Annotated in this window: 20 protein-coding genes; 7 read left to right on the top strand and 13 right to left on the bottom strand. The window is 66.3% G+C overall.

The window, feature by feature from the left end; translation table 11 throughout:
• Positions 1–15: 15 nt before the first annotated feature.
• From ACF8ME_RS29135 to ACF8ME_RS29150, 4 genes are all read right to left on the bottom strand, one after another.
• Positions 16–2,091 (bottom strand): hypothetical protein, encoded by a 2,076-nt coding sequence (locus ACF8ME_RS29135; protein WP_046240080.1) that lies wholly within the window; start codon positions 2,089–2,091, stop codon positions 16–18.
• A gap of 98 nt (positions 2,092–2,189) precedes the next feature.
• Positions 2,190–2,858 (bottom strand): ubiquinone biosynthesis protein UbiH, encoded by a 669-nt coding sequence (locus ACF8ME_RS29140; RefSeq protein ID WP_392419321.1) that lies wholly within the window; start codon positions 2,856–2,858, stop codon positions 2,190–2,192.
• A gap of 75 nt (positions 2,859–2,933) precedes the next feature.
• Entirely contained in the window at positions 2,934–3,644 is a 711-nt protein-coding gene (locus tag ACF8ME_RS29145) for a PspA/IM30 family protein (RefSeq protein ID WP_016446962.1), read from the bottom strand.
• Positions 3,645–3,684: 40 nt separating this feature from the next.
• A complete protein-coding gene (locus ACF8ME_RS29150) occupies positions 3,685–4,155 on the bottom strand; it encodes a YjfI family protein (protein WP_227469518.1) in 471 nt (156 codons plus the stop codon).
• A gap of 440 nt (positions 4,156–4,595) precedes the next feature.
• Between ACF8ME_RS29150 and ACF8ME_RS29155 the strand changes: the two genes are divergently transcribed.
• From ACF8ME_RS29155 to ACF8ME_RS29170, 4 genes are all read left to right on the top strand, one after another.
• Positions 4,596–7,244: an EAL domain-containing protein gene (locus ACF8ME_RS29155; RefSeq protein ID WP_392419322.1), complete on the top strand. Its 2,649-nt coding sequence runs from the start codon at positions 4,596–4,598 to the stop codon at positions 7,242–7,244.
• A gap of 123 nt (positions 7,245–7,367) precedes the next feature.
• Positions 7,368–8,372, top strand: a complete 1,005-nt coding sequence (locus ACF8ME_RS29160) for a diacylglycerol kinase family protein (protein WP_016446965.1) — start codon at positions 7,368–7,370, stop codon at positions 8,370–8,372.
• Positions 8,373–8,399: 27 nt separating this feature from the next.
• Positions 8,400–9,209, top strand: coding sequence for a metallophosphoesterase (locus ACF8ME_RS29165; protein ID WP_016453389.1), 810 nt, complete (start codon positions 8,400–8,402; stop codon positions 9,207–9,209).
• A gap of 185 nt (positions 9,210–9,394) precedes the next feature.
• Positions 9,395–9,766, top strand: coding sequence for a response regulator (locus ACF8ME_RS29170; RefSeq protein ID WP_016446967.1), 372 nt, complete (start codon positions 9,395–9,397; stop codon positions 9,764–9,766).
• Between the two features lie 45 nt (positions 9,767–9,811).
• Here ACF8ME_RS29170 and ACF8ME_RS29175 read toward each other — a convergent pair whose 3' ends face one another.
• From ACF8ME_RS29175 to ACF8ME_RS29190, 4 genes are read right to left on the bottom strand one after another with little or no spacing between them, the layout of a single operon-like run.
• Positions 9,812–10,942, bottom strand: a complete 1,131-nt coding sequence (locus tag ACF8ME_RS29175) for a hybrid sensor histidine kinase/response regulator (RefSeq protein WP_016446968.1) — start codon at positions 10,940–10,942, stop codon at positions 9,812–9,814.
• Between the two features lie 48 nt (positions 10,943–10,990).
• Positions 10,991–11,605 carry a chemotaxis protein CheB gene (locus ACF8ME_RS29180; RefSeq protein ID WP_016446969.1) on the bottom strand — a complete coding sequence of 205 codons (615 nt, stop codon included), beginning with the start codon at positions 11,603–11,605 and terminating at the stop codon, positions 10,991–10,993.
• The gene (locus ACF8ME_RS29185) at positions 11,605–12,444 is read right to left on the bottom strand and encodes a protein-glutamate O-methyltransferase CheR (protein ID WP_074923196.1); all 840 of its coding nucleotides are present in this window, start codon (positions 12,442–12,444) and stop codon (positions 11,605–11,607) included. Before ACF8ME_RS29185 ends, ACF8ME_RS29180 begins: the two co-directional genes overlap by 1 nt.
• Positions 12,445–12,457: 13 nt before the next feature.
• Positions 12,458–15,961: a response regulator gene (locus ACF8ME_RS29190; protein WP_047472467.1), complete on the bottom strand. Its 3,504-nt coding sequence runs from the start codon at positions 15,959–15,961 to the stop codon at positions 12,458–12,460.
• A gap of 207 nt (positions 15,962–16,168) precedes the next feature.
• Between ACF8ME_RS29190 and ACF8ME_RS29195 the strand changes: the two genes are divergently transcribed.
• Together ACF8ME_RS29195 and ACF8ME_RS29200 are read left to right on the top strand one after the other, a co-directional pair.
• Positions 16,169–16,558, top strand: a complete 390-nt coding sequence (locus ACF8ME_RS29195) for a hypothetical protein (protein WP_016446972.1) — start codon at positions 16,169–16,171, stop codon at positions 16,556–16,558.
• Between the two features lie 107 nt (positions 16,559–16,665).
• Positions 16,666–17,073 carry a hypothetical protein gene (locus tag ACF8ME_RS29200; protein ID WP_016446973.1) on the top strand — a complete coding sequence of 136 codons (408 nt, stop codon included), beginning with the start codon at positions 16,666–16,668 and terminating at the stop codon, positions 17,071–17,073.
• An 11-nt stretch (positions 17,074–17,084) separates the two neighbouring features.
• Here ACF8ME_RS29200 and ACF8ME_RS29205 read toward each other — a convergent pair whose 3' ends face one another.
• The 5 genes from ACF8ME_RS29205 to ACF8ME_RS29225 form a co-directional block, all read right to left on the bottom strand.
• Positions 17,085–18,845, bottom strand: a complete 1,761-nt coding sequence (locus tag ACF8ME_RS29205) for a methyl-accepting chemotaxis protein (protein ID WP_034367177.1) — start codon at positions 18,843–18,845, stop codon at positions 17,085–17,087.
• 39 nt (positions 18,846–18,884) lie between these two features.
• Positions 18,885–19,718, bottom strand: coding sequence for a flagellar filament capping protein FliD (gene fliD, locus ACF8ME_RS29210; protein ID WP_392419323.1), 834 nt, complete (start codon positions 19,716–19,718; stop codon positions 18,885–18,887).
• Between the two features lie 221 nt (positions 19,719–19,939).
• Complete coding sequence (locus tag ACF8ME_RS29215) at positions 19,940–20,677, bottom strand: GntR family transcriptional regulator (protein ID WP_016453385.1); 738 nt, start codon at positions 20,675–20,677, stop codon at positions 19,940–19,942.
• On the bottom strand, positions 20,674–20,886 hold the full coding sequence (locus tag ACF8ME_RS29220; RefSeq protein ID WP_277848419.1) for a hypothetical protein: 213 nt from the start codon (positions 20,884–20,886) through the stop codon (positions 20,674–20,676). Before ACF8ME_RS29220 ends, ACF8ME_RS29215 begins: the two co-directional genes overlap by 4 nt.
• A 606-nt stretch (positions 20,887–21,492) precedes the next feature.
• A complete protein-coding gene (locus ACF8ME_RS29225) occupies positions 21,493–21,975 on the bottom strand; it encodes a type VI secretion system tube protein Hcp (protein ID WP_016446977.1) in 483 nt (160 codons plus the stop codon).
• A 615-nt stretch (positions 21,976–22,590) separates the two neighbouring features.
• Here ACF8ME_RS29225 and ACF8ME_RS29230 point away from each other — a divergent pair.
• Positions 22,591–24,678 carry a protein kinase gene (locus ACF8ME_RS29230; RefSeq protein WP_392419324.1) on the top strand — a complete coding sequence of 696 codons (2,088 nt, stop codon included), beginning with the start codon at positions 22,591–22,593 and terminating at the stop codon, positions 24,676–24,678.
• The last annotated feature ends 9 nt before the right edge of the window (positions 24,679–24,687 follow it).

Here is a 24,687-nt window from a genome sequence, read left to right on the forward strand (position 1 = left end):
CGTTGAATCGACCGTTCAGTCGACCCTCTGCGTGGGCGGCAGGCCCTTGCCGTCGCCCAGCGCGTTGAGCAGCGATGCGCCGCCCTTGCCGCTGAGGAACTTGCCGATCAGGTCCTGCACGATGGGGCTCTTGCCCGCCACGCCTTCCACGGCCTTGCCCACGGACAGCGCCTTGGCGAAGTTGTCGAAGAAGGCGCCCTCGCCCCCCACGATGTCGATGTTGGCCTTGCTGAGCGCGGCCGACAGCACCTCGGACTGGTCCTTGGCCACGCTCTTGTTGGCTTCGATGGCGGCCAGCGCCTGCTCGAAATTCTTTTCCAACTGCATGCGGAACTCCTCATGCGAGCGCGCCTGGTCGGACAGCGAGGCCAGCGCGGTGAACTTCTCGGTCAGGCCCTTGGCCTCGGCGAAGAGCTTGTCGCGCAGCACATCGGCCTCGGACGTGCCCACGTCGCGGGTGACCAAGGCCTTGGTCGCGCCCACCTGGGCCTCGCCGCGCGCCTGGGCCAGCAGGCGTTCTTCCAGCACCTTGGCATCGGCCAGGCCCTGCTTTTCGTTGGCGTCGGCCGTGGCCTCGATGACGCGCGCCTCGGCCAGGCCCTTTTCCTGCTGGCCCTTGGCCTCGGCCATCATCTTCTCGGCGATCACCCTGGCCTGCGCCAGGCCTTCCTTTTCCAGGGCGGCGGCCGTGACTTCGCGCACCTTGGCATCGGCCAGGCCGGGCGCGGCGCGCTCGACCTCGATGGCCTCGGCCAGCTTCTTCTTGGCCTCGGCGGTCTTGCTGGCCGCCTCCAGCTCGGCCTGGGCCATGGTCGTGACTTCCACGGCCTTGTGGCGCGAGGCGGCCTCTTCGGCCTCCGCCTTCTTGACCTGGCGCACCAGGTCTTCCTCGGCCTGGGCCTGGGCAGTCAGCACGGTGACCTGCTTCATGCGCTCGGCCTCGGAGACCACGCGCACTTCCTTGATGCGTTCCTCTTCCTGGGCCACGGACTTTTCCACCACCACGCGCTCGCGCACCACGTTGGCGATGTTGGCCTTCTCGACCTCGATGGCCTTTTCCTTCTCGATGCGCTGCAGCTCCACCTCGCGCTGGCGGGCCACGATCTCCAGCTCCTTGGCGCGCGTGACCTTCTCGACCTCGATCACCACCGCACGCTCACGGTTTTGCTGGGCCACGGCCACTTCGCGCTGGCGGTTTTCCTCGCGGATGTCCAGTTGCTCCTGGGTCTGGATGCGGGCCTGCTCGGCCTTCAGGCGCTCTTCTTCCTGCACCTTCTGGGTCTCGGCCTGCTCGCGGGCCTGGATGGTGGCGATCTCGCGCTTTTGGCGGGCCTCGGCGTCGGCCTGCTGGCGCTCCAGCGCCAGCATGGCTTCCTTGGTCTCCACGTTCTTCTTGGTGATGGCCAGGTCGGAGTTGCGCTCGAGCTCGTTGGTGACGATGTTCTGGTTGGCCGTCAGCTCGGTGATCTTGCGGATGCCTTCGGCATCCAGGATGTTGTTGGGGTCCAGCGAGGACTTGGGAGTCTGTTCCAGATAGTCGATGGCCACGTCCTCCAGCACATAGCCGTTGAGGTCGTTGCCGATGACATGGATGATCTGGTCGCGGAAATCCTGGCGGTTCTCGAACAGCTTCACGAACTCGATCTGCTTGCCCACGGTCTTGAGCGCCTCGGAGAACTTGGCGTTGAACAGGTCGTTGACGGCCGTCTTGTCCGAGGCCCGGTCCACGCCGATGGCCTTGGCCACCTTGAGCACGTCCTCGGCCGTTTCATTGACCCGCAGGTAGAAGGCCACGGTGATGTCGGCGCGCATGTTGTCGCGGCAGATCAGGCCTTCCTTGCCGCGCCGGTCGATCTCCAGCGTCAGCAACGAGATCTGCATGAATTCCTTCTTGTGGATCACCGGCAGCACCAGGCCGCCCGTGAACTTGACCTTGGGCTGCGAGGTGGTGTCGTTGATGATCAGCGCCGTGCCCTGCGGGACCTTGATGTAGAAGGCCTTGACCAGGGCGAACAGCCCGAGGATGACGACGAAGACGGAACCGATCACCACCCCGGCGACGATGTACCACTCCATATTGCTCATGTTCATGCGAATCTCCCCTGTGAATTGCTATCTGTGAAAACGCTGAAAAAACGGAAAGGCCGCGCCCGCCGAACGGACGCTCGGGCCTTGTGGGAATCCCGGAACTAGCGCGGCAGCTCGGTGCCGTCGAACTCGGCCTTGCTGACCACGCGCCAGGCGTTGTGCTCGGGCAGGTGCTCGATGAGCACGATCTCGGTGCCCCGGCCCAGTGCGCGCTCGGGCGAGCGCATCTGCACGTTCAGGCCGGCGCCGCCGTCCTCCACGCTGCCGTAGCCCTGCGTGCCGTCCACCACGGCGCTGCGCACCAGGCCGGTGCGGCCCAGCAGCACCTTGGGCTCCTCTGCAGGCGCCACCTTGTTGACGATGCCCCGCAGCGGGCGCAGCAGCAGCACCGTGGCGGCAAAGCCCAGCACGGCAGCCGCCACGGCCACCAAGGTGCCGGTCAGCAGGTTCACCAGGGTCCAGCCCTGGGGCATGGGCACGAAATGGCACAGCACATACGAGGCTAGCCAGGACAGCAGGAACAGCGCGGTGAGGATGACCGTGAGCGGAATGCCGCCCAGGCCCACCTTGAGCAGCAGCCCGGCCAGCGCGCTGGCCGAATGCTCCACACCGTGCGCATGGTCGCTGCCGTCGAACAGCACCCAGTGGTCCAGCGAGTCCACCTCCAGCAGGCCCAGCATGGCGATCAGCCAGTACAGCAGCATGAACAGCAGCAAGGCGCCGAAGATGAAGGTCGGAAAGCCGAACGCGTATTGCAGGAATGCAGACATGTTTTATCTCCTCCCTTCAAACCCGGCAGCCAGGACGGCGGGCACGACGCGGCCTGCCCGGACCACGGCCGCGCATCAAGCGCTTTTTCCGCCAGCGGCTGCGCGCTGCGCCTTCAGGCGTTCCAGCACCGATTGCGCATTGCCCGCCTGGGGCGTGATGCCGGCGGCACGCAGCTTGGCATCCAGCGCGTCTTCGCTGCTGTCGCGCGCCAGCTCGGCCGCGCTTTCCATGCGCGCACCGCGCTCGGCCTGCTTTTGCTTGATGCGTTCCAGCGAATCCAGCGCGCTTTGCACGCGCGTCTGCGATCCTGCATAGCGGCCGGCCACCGTGGCCTGGGCGCGCTGCACGCTTTCCGTGGCCTTGACGGTGTCGGCCTGCTGCTTGAGGCGCTTGATATGCGTTTGCGCCGTCTGTATGGCCACGCGCAGCTGCTCCACGCTTTGCGTGTAGGCATCCAGCTGGGATTGCTCCTCGTCGCGCTGCGTCTCCAGCACGGAGACCTTGCCGGCCACTTCCAGCGCCAGCGCCTCGTCACTGGTGTCCAGCGCCTTGACGGCATAGCCCTCGTACTCGGCAATGCGTTCCTGGGTCTGCTTGAGCTTGCCGGCCGCCAGCTTTTGCTTGGCCATGATGTCGGCCAGCGCTTCCTTGGACTTGTTCAGGTCGCTGTCGGCATCGCGGATTTCCTGGTCCAGGATGCGCAGGGCCTGGCTGTCTGTCACCGCCTCGCCGGCCTCGTGCGCTGCGCCGCGCAACGCGGTCACCAGCTTGTTCCAGATGGTCATGATGATCTCCTTGGGGCTCAGTGTCTTCAACGGGCAGGCTTCAGGCCTGCACTGGCGCGGGCACCGGCGCAGGGGTCAGATAGTGGGCCAGCGCCTCGGTGGCCTGGATGACGCTGTCGGCCAGGGTGAGGATTTCGGAAATGATGTCGCCCTCGCTGCTGCTGGCATGCAGGGCGGCGAACATCACATAGCCCTCGCCGCCATGGGCCTGGGGTTCCAGCGCCATGGTGGTGAAGGGAAACAGCTTTTGCAGGCGCAGCATCTGCTCGTTGAGGCCGGCGCGGTCGTGCACCTGGTCGGCGGGCCAGAGAAAGGCCTCCACCACGAGCTGGTCGCCCGACAGGGCCACGTGGACCGGCAGATCGCCGAATTCGGGCAGGCTGATGAGCAGACTGGCGTCCGCGCCTTCAAGCACCTCGATATGGAGCCGGCCGCCCTGCACCAGCGTTGATTGCTGCAGATCGCCCGCCAAGGCGTGAATATCCCGATATGCCTGTCTGCTGTTGTCCATGCTGCCCTCCTTGTGGATGAGAACCATTGAATCCGGTTGCAAGCCGGACACGCGCATTTGCTTTTCCAATTGCTGCAATGCAGCACCGTACTCTGGAAGAATCCAGACCTCCTTTTTCACCAGCCCCTGCTCGCGCAGCCGTTGCCGGTGCAGACGCTGGTAGTGGGCTGATGTCTTTTGTTCCATGCGGATACCATAGCGACCATTACATGTGATGTCTACATGTAATGAAGATCAATTTGTAAACGGATATGTAAAAGGAGTGCCGCACTGGAAGGCATTGCAGATGCACTGACCATGCTTTTGCGTTGCTGCAAATGACCGTTCAGTATTCATTTTTTCTACTGAAAATCATTTATCGACAATTTTTCCTATCACCCACGGGAGAGCTCCTGCACAGGGGCGACCGCTGCCCCGAAAGGCTGCCGAGGCACTGCACAATGGCCGCTGTCGCAGGCAGACCCGGCCCTTGGCTGCCCGGCGCACGCTACGGAAACCTCTGCATGCCCGCCTTTCGGCTCTCACTTCGCACGGCAGTCACGGCCCCCTTCATTGCGGTGTTTGTGGTCACGGCCGGGCTATTGGCGGCTTGGCAGCAGCGCCAGGTGGACCAGCTCATCAATCGCGAAAGCCTGCGGCTGCTCGACTCCCTGTCCACCACCACGCGCCGCCAATTGGCCGACTATCTGGAGACTCCGCTGCGCGTGCAGCAGGCCCTGGCCGAGACCGTGGCCCGGCAGGCGCTTTACACCCCCGGAGACCTGCGGCCCATCTATGGCTATCTGACACGCTCATTCACCGAGCTCTATGCCCAGCACCACCAGATCAGCCTGTTGAGCTTTGGAGGCGTGCAAGGCGAATACACGGGGGTGCGGCTGGAGCCCGATGGCCACTACCGCCTGATTCTTCAGGACCGCAGCACCCAGGGAACCTTGCAGATTTTCGAGGGACTGCAGCCGGGCCCGCCCATATCCAGCCTTGCCGGCTACGACCCCCGCGTGCGTCCCTGGTACCAGCCCGCCATTCGCGAAGACGGCCCGCACTGGTCGCCCATCTACACGGTGACGGGGGACCGGGGTGATGCCACGATTTCCGCAGCCACTGCGGTGCGTGTGTCCGGCCAGTTGGCCGGCGTGCTGGCCGCCGATGTGCGGCTGAGCAGCATGAACCGCTTTCTGCGCGACGAGCCCCTGCGCGGCAATGGCCATATCGCCGTGGTCGATGCGCAGGGCTACATGGTGGCGCACTCCTCCGAGCTGTCGGTGCTGAAACGCCGCGAAGGCCCCTACGACCCGCCCGTGCGCCTGCGCCTGTCCGAAAGCCCCGACCTGGCGCTGCGCTCGCTGGCAGCCCGGCTTCCCGAGCACCTGCCCGGGCATGCGCGCGAGGGCTCGACGCCAGCCCGGACAGGCCCTGACCGTGTCATCAACCTGAGCTTCACGGAGCAGGGCCAGATCTACCACGGGCAGGTCACCCCCTTCCACGATGTGCGCGGCATCGACTGGCGGATCCTGGTGCTGCAGCCCGAGTCCGATCTGGTCAGCAGCATGCGGGAGGACAGCCGCCAGACCCTTTTCCTGGCTGTCGGCCTGGCCTTGCTGGGGCTGGCGCTGGGCCTGTGGTGCCTGCGCAGGGCGCTGCGCCCCCTGGCCGTGGCGGCCGACGCGGCCAACCGCCTGGCCCAGGGTGACTGGAGCGCGGTGAAGGCGCTGCCGGACACGTCCGTGGTGGAAACCTCGTCCCTGGTCTCGGCATTCCACAACATGGCGCAGCGGCTGCAGGAATCCTTCGAGCACATGCGCACCCTGCTGCAGTACGACAGCCTGACGCAGCTGCTCACGCGTGCCGGCCTGATCGAGCGGGCCGACGCGGCCGCCAACGCCGGCGCGCCCGTCCCTGCCGCGCTGTGCCTGCTGGAGCTGCAGAACTTCCGCAGCGTGCGCGACGATGTGGGCCATGGCACGGGCGAGCAGTTGCTGCGGGCCGTGGCCGAGCGGCTGCTCAACCACCATCTGCAATTTCCGGCCCTGCTGGCACGCACGGCCAGCAATGAATTCGCCGTGCTGTGGCTGCACGAGTGCACGCCGCTGCAGGTACAGGACAAATGCCGCCACCTGCTGGAGATCTTCGACCAGCCATTTTCCGTGGGCAAGGACGACATCGTGCTGCGCGCCTGCGCGGGCGCCGTCAGCGGCGAGCTGCTGCCGGGCGCGCTGCCCGAGTGGCTGCGCAACGCCAGCATTGCGCTGGGTGAGGCGCAGCGCGGCTCGCACCCCTTCCTGCTGTTCGAGCCCAGCCTGGCGCAGAAAATGCTGGGCCGCACCCAATTGGCCATGGAATTGCGCCAGGCGCTGGAGCGCAACGAACTGCGCGTTTTCTACCAGCCCGTGGTGGATCTGGCCACGGGCCGCATGGTGGGTGCCGAGGCCCTGGTGCGCTGGGAAAGCCCGACGCGCGGCAGGGTGCCGCCGGGCGTGTTCATCCCGGTGGCCGAGGAGTCGGACCTGATCCTGAGCGTCGGCGAATGGGTGCTGCGCACGGCGGCGCACGATATTGCCCTGCACCTTGCACACCTGCCGGCCGACTTCGAGCTGCACGTCAACATGTCGGCACGCGAGCTGATCCAGTCCGACTTCGCCTGCACGCTGGAGCAGGCGCTGGCCACCAGCGGCCTGCCCGCCCGGGTGCTGACCCTGGAGCTGACGGAGTCCATGCTGCTGGACGACAGCGACGCCACGCTGCAGCGCATTGCCGCCATCCGCGCGCTGGGCGTGAAGATCGCCATCGACGACTTCGGCACCGGCTACTCGTCCCTGGCCTACCTGAGCCGCCTGCGCTTTGACTGCATCAAGATCGACCAGAGCTTTGTGGGCCAGCTGCCGGCTTCCGAGTCCGACAAGGCCATCGTGACCGCCGTGCTGCGCATTGCCCAGGGCTTTGGCGTCAAGGTGGTCGCCGAAGGTGTGGAAGAACAGGCCCAGGCGCAGCTGCTGCACGAGCTCGGCTGCGAGCATGCGCAGGGCTATCTGTTCGAGCGGCCCGTGCCGCTGGCGCAGATGCTGGACTACCGCGCCCCCTGGCGCGAGTGAACAGGTACAGTCAGCAGCCCGCAGACTGTCGGCTTTGGCTGACGCGCACCGCTTGCATGATCCGGTGCACCGGCAGGTGCCATCCACGGAACAATCGGCGCCTGTTCCAGCCCGCTTCCTTCCATGACGCCCTCATCTTGCGACAACCAGCCGCCCAGGCTTGATCCCGCCGGCCCCATCCACCTGATCGTGCCGCTGCGCCCCGGCGCCGACCTGGAGCAGCTGCGCGCCCGCCTGACCGGCGTGCCGGCGCTGCAGCAGCGCAGCGTGCATTGGCATGTGCCGGGCGCAAGGGCCGACATCGTGCAGTTGGCCGCCAGCGCCGTGGACAGTGCCCGCAGGGACGGCGGCCTGGTCGTGGCCGCCGGCGGTGACGGCACCATCAATGCCGTGGCCTCGGCCGCCTGGTCGCGTGGCGTGCCCATGGGCGTGGTGCCGCTGGGCACCTTCAACTACTTCGCCCGCGAGCAGGCGCTGTCACTGGAGCCGGCCCAGGCCGTGCAGGACATTCTCCAGGCGTTGCAGGCCGGCCAGATGCGGGCCGTGAACGTGGGCCTGGTCAACGAACGGCTTTTCCTGGTGAACGCCAGCCTGGGCCTGTACCCCCGCCTGCTCGACGAACGCGAACGCGCGTCCACCCGCTTCGGCCGCACCCGGCTGGTGGCCATTGCCGCCTCCATCTGGAGCATCCTGCGCGGCGGCAGCGTGCGCCGCTGGCGCGTGGCCCTGCGCCCCGACCGGGATGCGCCGTTGCAGCAGCAGGAGCACCTGGCCACCACCCTGTTCGTCGGCAACAACCCACTGCAGCTGGAGCGCGTGGGGATTGACGAGGCCCGCGCCGTGGCCGATGGCCGGCATCTGGCCGCCGTGCTGCTGCTGCCCCAGGCCAGCGAGGCCCCGGCGCGCGTGGTCTGGAATGCGGTGATGGGACGGCTGGCCCAGGACGATGCCGTCGCCAGCCTGGCCTGTACCGAGCTGGTGGCGGAACCAGCAGGACGGCGTCCTCGCCGCATGAAGGTAGCCTTCGATGGCGAACGCGAATGGATGGCGCCGCCCATCCGCTTTCGCCTGGGTGAGAAGCCGCTGTGGCTGGTGGTGCCTGCCCCGGCAGAGCCCGCCTCCTCCTGACCGCCGAGTGAGGAACAAGGAGCGCCCATGGCCTTGCTCATGCATTTGTCGGACCTGCATTTCGGCGCCCACGATCAGGCCGTGTGCGCCGCCGTGGCGAGACTGGCGGCCCGGCTGCCGGTAACGCTGCTGGTGGTCTCCGGGGACCTGACCCAGCGCGCCACGGCCGCGCAATTTGCCCAGGCGCGGGAGTTTCTCGACAGCCTTTCCGTGCCCCGGCGACTGGTGGTGCCCGGCAACCACGATCTGCCGCTGCTCGCCTGGTGGGAACGGCTGGGTGGCCACGCCCACGACCGCTATGTGCGCTGGATCGATTCCGAACTGCAGCCCTGGTGCGCCGTGCCAGGCTTTTGCGTGATCGGCGTGGACACCACACGCTGGTGGCGCCACCAGCGCGGCAGCCTGTCGGCTGGGCAGATCCTGCACGTGGCGCAGCGCCTGGAGCAGGCCAGCCCCGCCGACTGGCGCATCGTCGTCAGCCACCACCCGCTGGCTGCGGCCCACGAAGAGGACCGCAGCCACCGTCCTCACCGCGCCGCGCAGGCCCTGGCCCGCTGGCGCGATGCCGGAGCGCAACTGGTGCTCTCGGGCCATGGGCATGACCCCGGCCTGGTCCAGCCCCTGCCCGGGCTGTGGGCAGCGCAGGCGGGCACCGCGGTCTCGGTGCGGCTGCGCGCCCATGCGCCCAACAGCCTGTTCACCCTGGAGCATCGGGATGGCGCCACAGGCCAGGACTGGCGCCGGCAGCTCACGCGCTGGGACTATTCGCGGCAGGCCGGTGAATTCCTGCCCGTGCAAAGGCATGTGCTGGATCCCCTGCCCACTGCCCGGACTTGAGATCGCACAGGCCGTTCGTGGGACTTGCCTTTGTATTGCACAATCCATCGCCTGGCGCGCACAGAAGGCAACCGTCGACCAAGTTTGCATGCTGTCCTACGTGATGGAGGGCGGCGGGTGTGGATGATCAGCCCTCGTCCATGCTGCCTTTTTGATAGCAGCATGACGCACTGCAACAAAGAGATATGCGAATCCTGTACGTTGAAGACAATGCCGACCTGCGAGAAACCATTGGCCTGCTGATGGAGAGCGAATCCCGTTTCGTGACCAGTTGCGCCACTGCCGAGCAGGCCCTGGAACTGGATGCGGGCCAGCCTTTCGACGTGGTGGTCTCCGATGTCAGTCTGCCGGGCCTGTCCGGCACCGATCTGGCGCGGCAGCTGCTGCAGGCCGATGCGCAGCGCTGGATCATCCTGTGCTCCGGCTACGACCTGGGACCCTACCCGGCCGCCTGGGGTCCCCAGGTGCGGACCTTGCTCAAGCCCTTCGAGATCGAGGACCTGGAAACGCTGCTGGACTCCATACAGGAAGCGCTGCACACCAGGCCCGTCCACTGAGCCCATTTTCCCGAGACCGGCCTGCCGGTCCATCGGCTCCCGCCGTCACAGCACGGCCTTGGAGCCTCCCGCTGCCATCTCGCGCGGCAACTCCACCCTGAAGCTGGTCACGCCATCGGCGGAGTGCACATCGATGCGCCCGTTGTGCGAACGCACGATCTGGTGCGCGATGAAAAGCCCCAGGCCCAGGCCCTGGTGCTGGCCCGGCTTGCGCTCTCCTCCGCGAAACGGGTTGAACAGGGTGGGCATCAGCTCCGCAGGAATGGTGCCGCCGTTGCGCACCGTGATGACCACGCAATGGTCCTGCCTGCCATCGGCCGTCACCTGCACAGGCTGCGCCGGATCGCCATGGTGCATGGCGTTGCCCACCAGATTGGTGAGCACCTGGCACAGGCGTTCGCCATCCCAGGTGCCATCGAGATTGCCCAGCATCTCGCTGTCCAGGCGCCGCTGCGGAAAACCCGTCTCCACTTCCTGCAGCGTGCGCTGCAGCAGCGCTTGCAAGCTGGTAGGCCGCGGTGACAGCGGCAGGCCTTCCGCCTGGCGGATGCGGGTGACGTCCAGCAGGTCCTCGATCATGCGCGACATGCGCTGGCTGCTGCTGAGCATGCGCTCGGCCATGCTGGCCACCTTGCCCGTATCGGGCTGGCGCGTGAGCAACGTGGCGGCGGCCTTGATGGATTGCAGCGGCGTGCGCAGGTCGTGGCTGAGCACGGCCATGAACATCTCGTTGATGCGCAGCGCCTCGGTGCGTTCCTGCAGCTGATGGGCCAGTGCCTGCTTGCGCTGGTGCAGCTCGAAGAACACATTGGCCTTGGTGGTCAGCATGTGGGGATCGATGGGCTTGTACAGGAAGTCCACGGCGCCGCTCTCATAGCCACGGAACTGCCAGTTGTGCTCGCGCGAGCCGGCCGTCATGAAGATGAGCGGGATATGGCGCGTGCGCTCGCTGCCGCGGATCAGCTCGGCCAGCTCGAAACCGTTCATCTCGGGCATCTGCACATCCAGCAGGGCCAGGGCCACGTCGCTGTGGTTGAGCAGCAGCTCCAGCGCCTCGGGGCCGGACTGGGCCTTGAGGAATTCGATGCCGTCGCGTTGCAGCAGCGCCTCGATGGCGATCAGGTTCTCGGCGATGTCATCGACGATCAAGCATTTGACGCGATCTGTATGGGGCATGGATTCTCTCTCGGTATTTAGTCTTGTGGGGGCGTGCCGGCTGGACATTCAAAGCCTTCCCTGGCGGTGCAGCGATGCAATGAGGGAGGCAATGCCTTCGGGCGCCAGCGCCTGGGCCTGCGGCACGCGGGCCAGCGCCGCCAGCGGCATGGTGGGCATGCGGGCGCCGTCGGGCGCCTGCACCACGGCCAGGCCACCGGCGGCGTGCACGCTGGCCATGCCCTGCGCGCCGTCGTCATTGGCGCCGGACAGCAGCACCGCCAGCAGCCGCTCGCCATAGCAATCCGCAGCGGACTCGAACAGCACGTCGATGGAGGGCCGCGAAAAATGCCAGGGCGCATCCAGCGACAGCGCCAGCCGGGGGCCGCTGTCCACCAGCAGGTGATAGTCGGCCGGGGCGAAGTACAGGCACCCAGGCTCGATCCATTGCTGGTCCTGCACCTCGCGCACCGGCACGGCGCAGCGCGGGCCGAAGAGCTGGGCCAGCAGGCTGCGGCGATCGCGCGGCAGGTGCAGCACCACCAGCACCGAGGCGCGCAGGCTGGCCGGCAGCGCGGGCAGCACCACCGATAGCGCGTCGAGCGCGCCGGCCGAGCCGCCGATCACGATGGCCTCGTAGGCTGTGGCGGCGTCGGAGGCGGGTGTGTTCGTGGTCACGGGCATCACAGCCCGGCCTTCTTGCGGTAGATGCGGTCCTCGAGCACGAAGTCCTCGAAGGCCTCCGAATGCCCTGAAAACCGCAGCGACTCCTTGGAGCCCAGCCCCAGGAATCCGCGATGGCACAGCGCATCGCGGAACAGGCCCAGCGCCCGGTCCTGCAGCTCGCGCTCGAAATAGATCAGCACGTTGCGGCAGGACACCAGGTGCATTTCGGCGAACACGCTGTCGGTGGCCAGGCTGTGGTCGGAGAACACCATGTGCTCGCGCAGCCCCTTGTCGAAGACCACGCGGCCGTAGCGCGCCGTGTAGTAGTGCGACAGCGAGCTGTGCCCGCCCGAGCGCGCATGGTTGTCGGTGAAGGCCGCCACGCGCGACATGTCGAACACGCCCTGCTCGGCCGCGCGCAGCGCATGCGGATTGATGTCGGTGGCATAGATCAGGGTGCGGTCCAGCAGGCCCTCCTCCTCCAGCAGGATGGCCAGCGAATACACCTCCTCGCCCGCGCTGCAGCCGGCCACCCAGACCTTGAGCGAGGGATAGGTGCGCAGCAGCGGCACCACCTCGGTGCGCAGCGCCCGGAAATAGCTCGGGTCGCGGAACATGTCGCTGACCTGGACCGTGAGGTATTCCAGCAGCGCCGGGAACACGCTTGCATCATGCAATACGCGGTCCTGCAGCTGCGACAGCGTCTGGCAGCCGAACTGCACCAGGGCCGTCTGCAGGCGCCGCTTGAGCGAGGCCTGGGCATAGCCCCGGAAGTCGTAGTGGTAGCGGTGGTAGATGGCGTCGATCAGCAGGCGCTGCTCGATGTCGGCGGTGCGGGCTTTTTTCAGCTGAGGCATCGCGTCCTCCTTGCTACTTGGGCATCCACACCCGCACCAGCGACAGCAGCTTTTCCACGTCCAGCGGTTTGGCGATGTAGTCGTTGGCACCGGCGGCCAGGCATTTCTCCTGGTCGTCCTTCATGGCCTTGGCGGTCAGGGCGATGATGGGCAGGCGGCGCCATTGCGGCCGGTTGCGGATCTCGCGCATGGCGGTGTAGCCATCCATCTCGGGCATCATGATGTCCATCAGCACCAGGTCGATACCGGCCTGCGCCGCGCCGCGAGACTCCAGCGCCTCCAGCGCCTCGCGCCCGTTGCGCGCGATCTCCACGCGGATGCCCGTGGGCTCCAGGATGCTGGACAGCGCAAACACGTTGCGCACATCGTCTTCCACCACCAGCACCGTGCGCCCTTCCAGCGCAGACTCGCGGCTGCGCGCGACCTGCAGCATCTGGCGGTGCTCGGCCGACAGCTCCGACTCCACCTGGTGCAGGAACAGCGTGACCTCGTCGAGCAGGCGCTCGGGCGAGCGCGCGTCCTTGATGATGATGGACTTGGAAAAGCGCCGCAGCTGCTGCTCTTCATCGCGCGACAGCGCCCGGCCCGTGTAGACGATGACAGGCGGGAAGGAAACATCGTCCTGGTCCGTCATGCGCTGCAGCAGCTCGTAGCCGCTGATGTCAGGCAGGTTCAGGTCCATCACCATGCAGTCGAATGTGGAGCCGCGCAGATGATCCAGCGCGGCGGCCGCCGTGCCCGCGCAGACGATGTCCACATCGCTGCGGCTGAGCAGGTGGCGCACGCTCTCGCGCTGGCGCTCGTCATCCTCCACCACCAGCACGCGGCGCAGGTCCTGGGTGAACTTGGCCTCCAGCCGCTGCAGGGCGTGGACCAGTTCCTCGCGCTTGACGGGCTTGAGCGCGTAGCCGACGGCACCCCGCCCCATGGCTTCCTGCGAATAGTCCGCGACCGAGACCACGTGCACGGGAATGTGGCGCGTGGCCGGGTTGCGCTTGAGCTGGTCCAGCACGCCCAGGCCCGAGAAATCGGGCAGGTTGATATCGAGCACGATGGCGTTGGGCTGATTGTCGGCCGCCATGGACAGGCCGTCGGACGCCGTATTGGCCACGTCGCACTCGAAATCCATCTCGCGTGCCAGCTCCGACAGGATGTCCGCGAAGCGCAGGTCATCCTCGATCACGAGGATGCGGCGCCCGCTCTGACCCCTCTTGCGCAGGGCGTCCGTTGCCGCCGACGCGGCAGGTGCCATGGCAGGCGACATGGGCGGCGCGAACGCAGGTGCGGCGGGCGCAACGTTGGCCGTTGCGAGCACGGGCACGGACGACGCTGCCAAGGCCTCTCGCAGCCCCTGCGGCTGAGGCTGCGGTGCGGCAGTCGGGGCCGTGGCCGGGCCGGACTCGGCCGACTCCAGGCTCACGGGCACGGTCAGTGTGAAAACGCTGCCCTGGCCAGGCGTGCTGGAGACGGTCAGCGTGCCGCCCAGCAGCCCCGCCAGATCACGCGATATCGACAGGCCCAGGCCCGTGCCGCCGAACTTGCGGTGCGTGCTGCCATCGGCCTGGCGGAAGGCATCGAAGATGAATTGCTGCTGCTGCTCGGCAATGCCGATGCCGGTATCTCGCACCGCGAAAGACAGCATGCCCTGGGGCGCGCAGGACACCTGCAGGCCCACCGAGCCCTTGGCCGTGAACTTGAGCGCGTTGGACAACAGGTTCTTGAGCACCTGGGCCAGCCGCATGGGATCGGTCTGCATGGTGGCGGGCACGCCCGGGTCCACGGTCCAGGACAGCTCCAGGCCCTTTTCGCGGGCAATCGGGCGCAGCGGCTCCATCAGCGTCTGCAGCGCCGTGGCAATGGTCACGGGCTCGGCGACCACGGTGACCTGGCCGGCCTCGATCTTGGACAGGTCCAGGATGTCGTTGATCAGCGCCAGCAGGTCGCTGCCTGCGGCGTGGATGGTCTGCGCGTACTTGATCTGCTCGGCCTGCAGATTGCCCGGCCTGTTGTCGGCCAGCAGCTTGGCCAGGATCAGGGTGGAGTTCAGCGGCGTGCGCAGTTCGTGGCTCATATTGGCCAGGAACTCGCTCTTGTACTGGCTGGCCAGCTCCAGCTCGCGGGCCTTGTCGGTCAGCGCGCCCTGGGCGCGCAGCAACTGCTCGCGCTGGTACTCCAGCTGCTGGGTCTGCTCTTCCAGGTGGGCATTGGTCTGCTCCAGCTCGGTCTGCTGGTGCTCCATCTGGGTCTGCGACTCCTGCAGGATGCGGCTTTGCTGCTCCAGCTCCTCGTTGCTCACGCGCAGCTCTTCCTGCTGGGCTTGCAGCTCTTCCGACTGGCGGCGCGTTTCCTCCAGCAAGGTCTCCAGGCGCGAACGGTCCAGGCCCGAGCGAATGGCCACGGCCAGCGATTCGGAGGCGCGCTCCAGCAGGCTGCGCTCGGCTTCGCCCACGGGGCGCAGAAAGCCCAGTTCGATCACGGCGAACACTTCGCCGTTTTCCATGGCGGGCACCAGCATCAGCTGCAAGGGGCTGGACTGGCCGGTGCCCGAGGAAATCTGCAAATGCTGGGCAGGCACATCGCTGACATGCAGCAGCTTGCGCGACGCGGCCGCCTGGCCCGCCAGCCCCTCGCCGGGCAGCAGCTTTTGCTGCAGTCGCTCGCGCGGCAGGGCATAGCCGCCGAACAGGCGCAACCCGCCATCGGCGCAGTCCACCACATAGCCGGCGCCCACATCGGCACGCAAATAGTTGGCCAGGTACTCCAGCGCCTTCTGGCCCAGGTCTTCCAGCCGGTGGTCTCCCTGCAACTGCTGCCCCAGGCCGGAAAGACCGGACGTCACCCACGACTGGCGGGCCTTGACGCGGTACTCGCGCACCGTCAGCGCGGCCGATGCCAGGATCAGGCCCAGCAGGATGAGGGAGCCGCCCCAGGAATAGTAGGTCGAGGTGGTGGATGCCTCCACCCACAGCTGGCGACGCTGGGCCAGCTCCCGTGTCTGGTGCGTGTAGAGGTCGTCGATCAGCTCGCGCAGCCGGTCCATGGCGTTCTTGCCCACGTCCAGGCGCACCAGGGCCATGGCGGCGTCCAGATCGCCGGACTTGCGCAGGTCTATGGTCTCCTGCAGCTCGCGCAGCTTCTGGGCCGATATCTCCTCGATCTGCGCCAGCAGCCGGTGCTGGTCGGAGTCATTGGAAGTGCGCGCCTTGAGCGCCTCCAGCTGCTGCATCAGCACATCGCGTGCCTGCTGGTAGGGCTGCAGGTAGGCCGGGTCGCCCGTGAGCAGAAAACCGCGCTGCCCGGTCTCAGCGTCCTTGAGCGAAGCATTGAGCTGGCTGAGCTGGCGCATGGCCAGTGTCGTGCGGTCCATGGCCACCACGGCCTGGCCTCGCGTCTCAGACGCCCTGAAATTGACGAAGGCAATGACCAGGGTGGCCAGTGCCGCCGCGCCAAAGCCGGCAACAAGTGTCCATGGAATGGCAAAGCGCTGGGTGCTCTGATTGCGGGAGGATCGTGGCATGCAGTGGAGTTTCTGGCAGGAAGGGACGGGGAAATCCGCCAAGGACTGTAAACGTTTTGCGCAGCCCTCGGCAGCACTGTGGCGCAGCTTGCGCTGGTTTCGGCGGCGCGCGACGCCCGCAGGCGCCATTGCAGCCGTTAACATGGCCCGATACTCTCCTTCCGGCACCCCGCTGCGGGCGTCGGCCCACTTTCCAGGACCCATTGCATGAAAACCTTTGCCATCACCGTCGCATCGCTGGCCGCTGCCGCTTCGCTGGTGTCCACCAGCGCCAGCGCTGCGGCTTCGATCTTCCTCAACGACACCATCGCCGCGCGCATTCCCGCCAGGGACCTGCCCGATGCCAAGGCCGCCGTGGCCAAGGTGCTCAACGAGGCCGCCGACGGCTCCGTGACCGAATGGACCAGCGGCCCGAACCGAACCAACCAGCGCGTGACGTTGGCCTTGCAGCCGCAGCAGACCGTGCAGACCGGGACGGCCGGAAGCTGCCGCCTGCTGTCGGCCGATGTGCGCCTGAAAAAGACCTCGGAAAACTGGCGCTTCTGGTTCTGCAAGCAGCCCGACGGATCGTGGAAGGCCAGCGGCAGCCAGCCCTGAGCAAGGATTGCGGTGGTCGGCGACCGGGAATCCGGCATGGACCTACGCCACCAGCCCTGGGCGCGTGGGAGCATGTCGGCCGGAAGATAGACCACCGGAGAACAACCATGCCCCATGAATTTGTGCATACCACGACACTTGCCAGACGGCTGGCCCTGGGCGTCGCCGCAAGCTCTTTGCTGACGCTGGCCGCCTGCTCGGGCGAGACCTCGTCGCAGCGCGCGGGATTTCCCATGGCCGAAGTGCCGCGCTTCAACCAGCCGCCACCGGACAAGCCCCTGCTGGGCCAGCCCGTGATCACGGCCGAGCAGGTCATGCCCCATGCCAAGGGCGACCCGCATGAGCCGTTGCCGGCTGCCGCGCCGCTGCCCGCCCGGGCGTCTGAACCGGCAAGCGGGTCAGGTGCCACCAACAAGGAAGATGCAGGCGGCGTGAATCCGGCCGCCGGCCAGGCCGCCGCCATCACCGACGGCCAGGGAGAGGGCTCCAAGTACGAGCTGGGCGCCCCCAAGTAACCTGGCCGGGCTCAGAACGAGGTCCAGTCCCCATCGTCCTTGCCAGTGGCGGGCACGGACTGCCGGGAGGCCGGCAGCTTGGCGGCTGCAGGCTTGGCGGCGGGTGCGCCCGGGGACGCAGCAGCCGCAGGCGCGGCCAGCGGCCTGGCAGGAGCGCGCATCTGCGCTGCCGCAGGCTGTGCACGCCCGGCAGGGGCCGGGGCTGGGGCCACCGCCGGACGAGCGGACGCCACGCCCTCGATACGGAATACGCTCACTGCAGCGGCCAGCTGGTGCACCTGGGATTTGAGCGAGCCGGTTGCAGCGGCCGCCTCCTCGACCAGCGCCGCATTCTGCTGTGTCACCGTGTCCATCTGCGAAATCGCCTGGTGCACCTGGTTGATGCCGCTGCTCTGCTCCTGGCTGGCGGCGGTGATCTCGGCGACCAGGTCGCTGACCTGCTGCACGCTTTGCACGATGCCGTCCATGGTGCGTCCGGCCTCGGCCACCTGGCGCGTGCCCGCCTCCACCTTGGAGACCGAGTCGGCAATCAGGTCCTTGATGTCCTTGGCCGCCGAGGCGCTGCGCTGCGCCAGCGCGCGCACCTCACCGGCCACCACGGCAAAGCCGCGGCCCTGCTCGCCGGCGCGCGCCGCTTCCACGGCGGCGTTCAGCGCCAGGATGTTGGTCTGGAAGGCAATGGAGTCGATCACGCCGATGATGTCGGCAATCTTGCGGCTGGACTCGCTGATGCCGCCCATGGTGTCCACCACGCCCGCCACCACCTTGCCGCCCTGCACGGCTGTCTGCGACGCCGAAGCGGCCAGCTGATTGGCCTGGCGCGCGTTCTCTGCGTTCTGCTTGACCGTGCTGGTCAGCTCCTCCATGGCAGCGGCCGTCTGCTCCAGCGAGCTGGCCTGCTGCTCGGTGCGCGAGGACAGGTCCTGGTTGCCCGCGTCGATCTCGCCCGAAGCCGTGGCAATGCTGTCAGCACCCGAGCGCACCTGCCCCACGACCTGGGCCAGGTTGTCGTTCATCTGGCGCAGCGCCTGCAGCAACTGGCCCGTTTCATCGCGCGAATCGACGGTGATGCGGCTGGTCAGGTCGTTGTTGGCCACGGTGCGCGCCACGCGCAGGGCCTCGGCCAGCGGCCTGGTGATGCCGCGCGTGATCCACCAGGCGGCCAGCGCGCCCAGCACAAAGGCCAGCGAGACCACCGTGATGATGGCGGCTCGACTGGCCGAGAAGCGCACCAGCACATCGGCGGCGGAGCTGTCGATGGCCGCGCGCTGCATGTCCAGCAGGCGCTGGACCATGTCGATATAGCGCTGCGTGGCGGGCTGGTATTGCTGGGTGAACAGGCGCTCGGCGTCTTCGGCGCGGCCCTCGGCCTTGGCCTTGGTCACCACGTCGCGGCCCGCCAGATAGCCGGCGCGCGCCTTCTTGATCTCGACCCAGATGTCCTTTTCCTCCTGGGTCTGCAGCAGCGGCTCGATGCGGTCCTGCAGCTTGCTGGACTGGCGCGAGGACTCGGCTGCGTCTTCGGCGAAGAAGGTGGCCAGCGAGGGATCGCTGCTCTTGGCAATGGCCGTGGTGCGGCGCGAACCCGAGTGGATGTTGCGGAACCAGTCGCTGATCATCCGCTCCTTGGCCAGGGCCACCTCGGTGATTTCCGTGGTCGAGCGGGCCATGTGCCCCATGCTGACGATGCTGGTGACACTGATGAGCAGCATGATCAGCAAAAGAATGGTGAAACCGCCTCCGAGACGAAGGCCTATGCGCAGATTTTTCATGATGGGGAAACAGGATGCGGGACGGAAACGCGGCAAAAACTAGTTCTTGAGGTAGGCGTCCAGCACCATGCGATTCCAGTTGGCCGAGCCGACCAGGGAATCGCCGAGCTTCTCGGCCGTCGCCACCACGGCGCTTTGCTGCTGCTGCAGCGCCTTGACCCGGTCGCCCAGGCTTGCCATGGACGAACTCAGGCGGCTGCCCGTGGACAGTGCATCGTTGGCGCTGTTTTCCACCGCCTTGCCAATGCCGGCCAGGGCCGAGGTCACGCCTGCGGGATCTGTGGCCATGGACTTTTCCAGGGCCTTGGCGTCCACCGCCAGCGTGCCGTCCTGGCGCTGGATGATGCCGATCCTGGCCAGGCTGGGCGAAGTCGCGCTGCCCGTGACACTCATGATGGCCGCACGCAGCTCGCGCAGCGCGCGGGTGGCACCCACATCGGTGGTGGAGCCGGCTGCCGCGCTGGCATTGCCCTTGGCCGCGCTGGCGTTGTAGCGCGCCACCAGCTTTTCCAGCGCACCTTGGACCGACTGGGTGGTGCTGGTCGCCGTGAGGGCCGCCATCTCCTTGCCCGCCGTGGCCAGATCCACCAGGGACGACTTGAACTGCCCCAGCGCCGACAGCGAGGTAGAGCCCGCCTGGGCCTGGGCCGCAATGCGCTCGTGCGCCTTGGACAGCGAAGGCGCCAGCTTGCGGACTTTCTCCGCTTCGGTGGCCTCCGTCTTGGTGCTGTCCGTCTTCGTGGCGCCGGCCTGCGCATCGCTCTTCTTGATGACCGAGTCCGAAGCCGTCTGCGCCGTGGTGCTGCTGTTGAGCCTGGACTGGGCTCGGGCCAACAGGCTTTGCACATTCAGGTTGTCGGTTCTGATGCTCATGTTCTCTTCCCTGTAAGTTTGCGGATGGTGCGGGCGCAGGGCCCGTCCACGGTTTGGCAGGGAGACTACCGGGACGCCGCCGCCGCAATGCAGGGATAAGCGGGCCGCTTACCCGCGACTTGCAGCCTTTGCCGGGCCGGATGCACGCCCGCCTTCGCCCAGCGGCCCGTGCGCCCATGAAAAAGGGCCTCCGAAGAGGCCCGTTCCACACATCCCGACCATCAAGCCGTCTGCTGCAGGGCTCCGTAGCGCTCGCGCGCCGTCTGCAGCATGTAGAAGGTGATGCGCTTGACCTCGGCACGGCTGTCGGCGATGTGCTGCTTCAGGCAGGACTGGGCCAGCGCGGCATCGCCGGCCTCGATGGCGGCAAGAATGGCGGCATGGTCGTCATAGGTTGCCGAGACGCGCGGCAGCTTGATCACATCCAGGCGGCGGATGATGCGGATGCGCTCTGTAATGTCCAGGTGGATGCGCGCCATCTCCTGGTTGCCGGTCGCGGCCACCAGGCCGGTATGGAAGGCCTCGTCCAGCGAGGCCACGACGGCGGGGTCGGTCTCGCGCTGCTCCTCGGGCACGCACCAGACTTCGCGCAGCGGCTGCAATGACTGCAGCGATTCGCCCACCAGGCTGGCCACGGCGCTGGTCTCCATCAGGGTGCGCACCTCGTACAGATCCTCGAAGTACTTGAAGTCGAAGGCCTTGATCTGCCATCCGCTCTTGAAGTGCACATCCACATAGCCATCGCGCTGCAACCAGAACAGCGCCTGGCGCACGGGCGTGCGGCTGACCTGCATGCGCGTGGCGATCTCGCCTTCGCTGAAACGGTCGCCAGGCAGCAGACGGAAATCGAAGATGTCGTTCTTCAGGCAGGCGTAGATCTGCGCAGCCAGCGAATGCGCGCTGCTTGCAGGCCCCTGGCGCGTCTCGCACACCGGCGAGGAAACAACCGCGATGCTCATGCGACTGCCACGCCTGCTGGAGCACGCAGGCCTTGCCGCTGGCCGCCGCCAAGGCCTGGCAACGACATGCCCGGAGCCCTGAAGAAGGGCCAGGCCTTGCCTTCGACACCGGACTCGCGCATGGCCGAAGACAGGGTATACGCCGACCGCAGCAGCAATACCATTGCCTGATTTGCGATCAGGCAATGGGCAATGGTCCATTCACGCATTTAGTACTCTTTCTTGTACACAAGTTGGCAGTGGGATTTATTAAAGAAACGAATTGCGTTTTAATAATTGGACCTACAAGAATATCCTCGACAACGGCCGATCTTCGTGTATGCTCCGCGACTTGCCGCCGCAAAGGCCATACACACCATAGCGTTTGGCAGCCCCCGGCACCAGACATTCAAAGTGACTGGACCAACACCAACAGGAACCCACTCGCGGTAATCCTGCGCATATTTGCGCCAATCCATTTTTTTCCGAGAGTTTCTGCACACACCTGGTGCAACGAGCGCATCAATTCCCCATGCCTGCGGCCATGGGTTTGTGTATTTGTTAAATATTGCAAGATATTGAGGCATTCAGCCTCTGACAGGAATGGAAGGCAGCCTCCTGTCAAGGAACTGACATGTGAATCTGCTAGCAGCGGCCTTTGCGTGCAGAGACAAGGCACGTCCTGCCCGATATTCCATCCACCGCTCGATTCCAGCTTTCCATACTGGAAAGCCTCCATCGATGGATGGAGGCCATATTCCCGCGCATCCACGGCAAACCCACGCCGGATGCATCCGACGCGGGTTTGCCGCAGCAGCAAGCCTGCGCAAGAAGACTCAGGCTTCGCGGTTTTCCTTGATGTTGAAGCCCATCTGGCTCTCGGCGCCCTTGCCGCCCTGGTTGGTCTGTTCCCAGTACTGGGTCTTGACCTTGGCAGCCTGGAACGAGTAGTTGACAGTCACGGTGTCAGAGGAGTTGGCGCCGCTGACGGTCACGTTCGTCACCATGACGTCGGTCAGGGTGATCTTGGTGAACTCGATCTGCGAGCCACCGGCCTTGCACAGCGAGATGTCGACCTGGCCCAGGTGCTTGCCCGTGGCGCAGTGCTTGAGCACGGCGGGGTAGCACTTGTCCACCTTGGCGATGACGTTCAGGTCATGGAAGCTCACCTTGCCGGCGCCGGCACCGCCGCCGCTGGCCATGGTGTTGGGCTGGGTCGCGCCCCAGGTGAAGGAGTCGATGTCGGTCCAGCCCTTGTGGTTGGAATCCTGGGATTCGCCACTGGCGCCCTCGACCTTCATGAACATATCAACGGACATTGCACACCTCTCGAATTAATGGATTAAACGTTCGCATGCAACCCAATAGCCCGACTGCATCGGATGGTTCACACGCGAACAAAGGGGAAAACCACTCCCGGGCAGATCGCACGAAACCGATTCACTGAACATGTGATTCAGATCAGTGCGGCGCATACCCTGGATGGTCAAGGAATGTATTGACAATCGCCTGCAATCCTCACTGTCGTGAACCGCCCTCCTTTGTTGGAGCCGCGATGATAGTGGATAAGATCGGAAAAATACAAACAATTGGCCCGACTGAATTGTTACAGCCGATACATCTGAAAAAAAATGTATCCATCGCTTATCCATTCGATACGTGTCATGGCTTTTTGCAGAACTCAAGCTACACTCACGCCGCATTCGGAGTCCGATTGAAATACGATCTTGTATTCATGACGAGTCCATGACGTTCGTCTTTGGCCCCCGGCTTCAGACAATTGGCTGATCGAGGAAAACCAGCGGTTGCATAGACAGATTGCCGGTGCGATGCCGGCTTTGTGCTTGTCCAATGGCCTCGAACAGATTCGGCACCCTGGCACTGCGACAGACCTCGCCCGCCAGCGTGTGAAACAACATCTTGGGTGGGATTGCATGGATAGCGAAGCAGCATGTTCGACCAACTGCCTTCCGGCAGGTGTCCAGATTGGCGAATACCGCGTGCTCGATGTCATCGGCGAAGGCGGTTTCGGCATCGTCTACAAGGCCCGTGACCTCTCGCTGGACCGCGAGGTCGCGATCAAGGAGTACATGCCTTCGGCACTGGCCGGTCGGCAAAGCTCCCATCAGGTGCATGTGCGCTCGCAGCACCGTGGCGCCTTCGACGCCGGGCTGCGCAGCTTCATCAACGAGGCCCGCCTGCTGGCGCGCTTCTCCCACCCCACCCTGGTGCATGTCTACCGATTCTTCGAAGCCGGCGGCACGGCCTACATGGTGATGCGCCACTACGAGGGCCAGACGCTGGGCCAGGTGCTGAAGGCATCGTCCGGCCGCATGGATCAGGCCGGGCTCAGCGCGCTGCTGGTCCCCTTGCTGGACGTGCTGGAAGTGCTGCATGCGCAGGACTGCTTCCACCGCGACATCGCGCCGGACAACATCTTCGTGCAGCGCGATGGCAGCCCCGTGCTGCTGGATTTCGGCGCCGCGCGCCGCATCATCGGCGACATGACCCAGGCGCTGACCATGGTGCTCAAGCCCGGTTTTGCGCCCATCGAGCAATACGTGGACGACGGCGCCATGCCCCAAGGCGCGTGGACGGACATCTACCAGGTCGGCGCACTGATCCACCAGGCCGCCACGGGCCGCATCCCGGCCACCTCGGTCGCGCGCATGGTCACCGATCCCATGCAGCCGCTGACCTCCGAACAGGTCCCGGGCTACTCCGATGCTTTCCTGCAGGGCATGCAAAGGGCGCTGGCGGTGCGCCCCCAGGATCGCCCCCAGTCCATTGCCGAGCTGCGCAGCCTGCTGGGCCTGTCCACCGACGCCCGGGCAGCGCCTGCGCCGGGGGAGCCCAGCCCCATCTACATCCCGATCACGCCGCCTGCGTCCGTACAGGCCGCCATGGCCACCCAGTCGGCAGCCGTGCAGGCGCCGCGCTTCGTGCCGATCACGGAAATCTTCGTTCCTGCAGCAGCGCCGCAGGCAGCGCCCGCGACCACGGCCATGCCCGTGCCTGCGGTCCCGCCTGTTGCATCTGTTGCATCGGTCCCTCCTGTCGCCACGGTCGCACCGGTGCCGCCCGCTCCCACCACGCCTGGGGGTTTGGCAACAGGCGGCCCTGCCCAGCCATCTGCAGCCGCAGCCGCGCCCCAGATGACGCCTCAGGCATCTGCCGCCGATCCCATGAACCTGGACAACGGTCCGTACATCGACATCGACCAGGCACTGCCCCCCGCTCAGCCTGCGCAGCCCCCGGTTCAGGCGCAGGCGCCTGCATCCCAACAGCCCGCCTCAGCACCCGCCGTTCAGGGCGCGCCCGCAGGGGTGCAGCCTCCGGCCGCTGTCGTCCAGGCAGTGCCCAAGGCCAGGCGCAGCGGCATGGCCGTGCCGATGGCCATCGGCGCCCTGGTGCTGGCGGCCATCGCGGGCGGCGGCGTGCTGTGGTACGACCATTCCCAGGACCAGGCCCGTGCCAAGACCCTGGCAGCGCGCGACAGCCTGGCCTGGCAGCAGGCCCAAAGCCAGTCCAGCCTGGCCCGCCTGCAGGACTACCTGGACAGCTTCCCCGAAGGACAGCACCGCACCGAGGCCCAGGCGCTGCTCAAGCAATTGCTCAACGAGGCCTCGCTGGCCTCCACGGAGCAGGTGCAGCCGATGACACCGCCGGAGCAGGCCGCGCTGGCTGAACTCCCCCCTTCCCAGCCCGAGCAGGGCGCGCCCGTCGCCCCCGTCACGGTGGCCGCGGTGCCCGAGCCGTTGCCCACCGAGCCGCCCAAGACCGAAGCCCGCCCCGCCAAGCCCGCAGCGGCCACAGGCAAGGTGGTGTTCCGGGTCGTGCCCTGGGGCTATGTCTCCGTGAACCGCGCCCCGGCACGGACCAGCCCGCCGCTGACCCAGATGGAGTTGCCGGAGGGCGAGTACCGCATCGACATCAGCAACCCGGGTGCGGCCTCTACGGTGACCAAGACCATCACGGTCACCAAGGGCGAGTCGGTGACCGTGAACCATCTTTTCGAATGAGCGCGGCGC

The organism is Delftia sp. WSY_7, from assembly GCF_043104845.1.
In the GTDB taxonomy this organism is placed as follows: Bacteria; Pseudomonadota; Gammaproteobacteria; order Burkholderiales; family Burkholderiaceae_C; genus Comamonas; species Comamonas tsuruhatensis.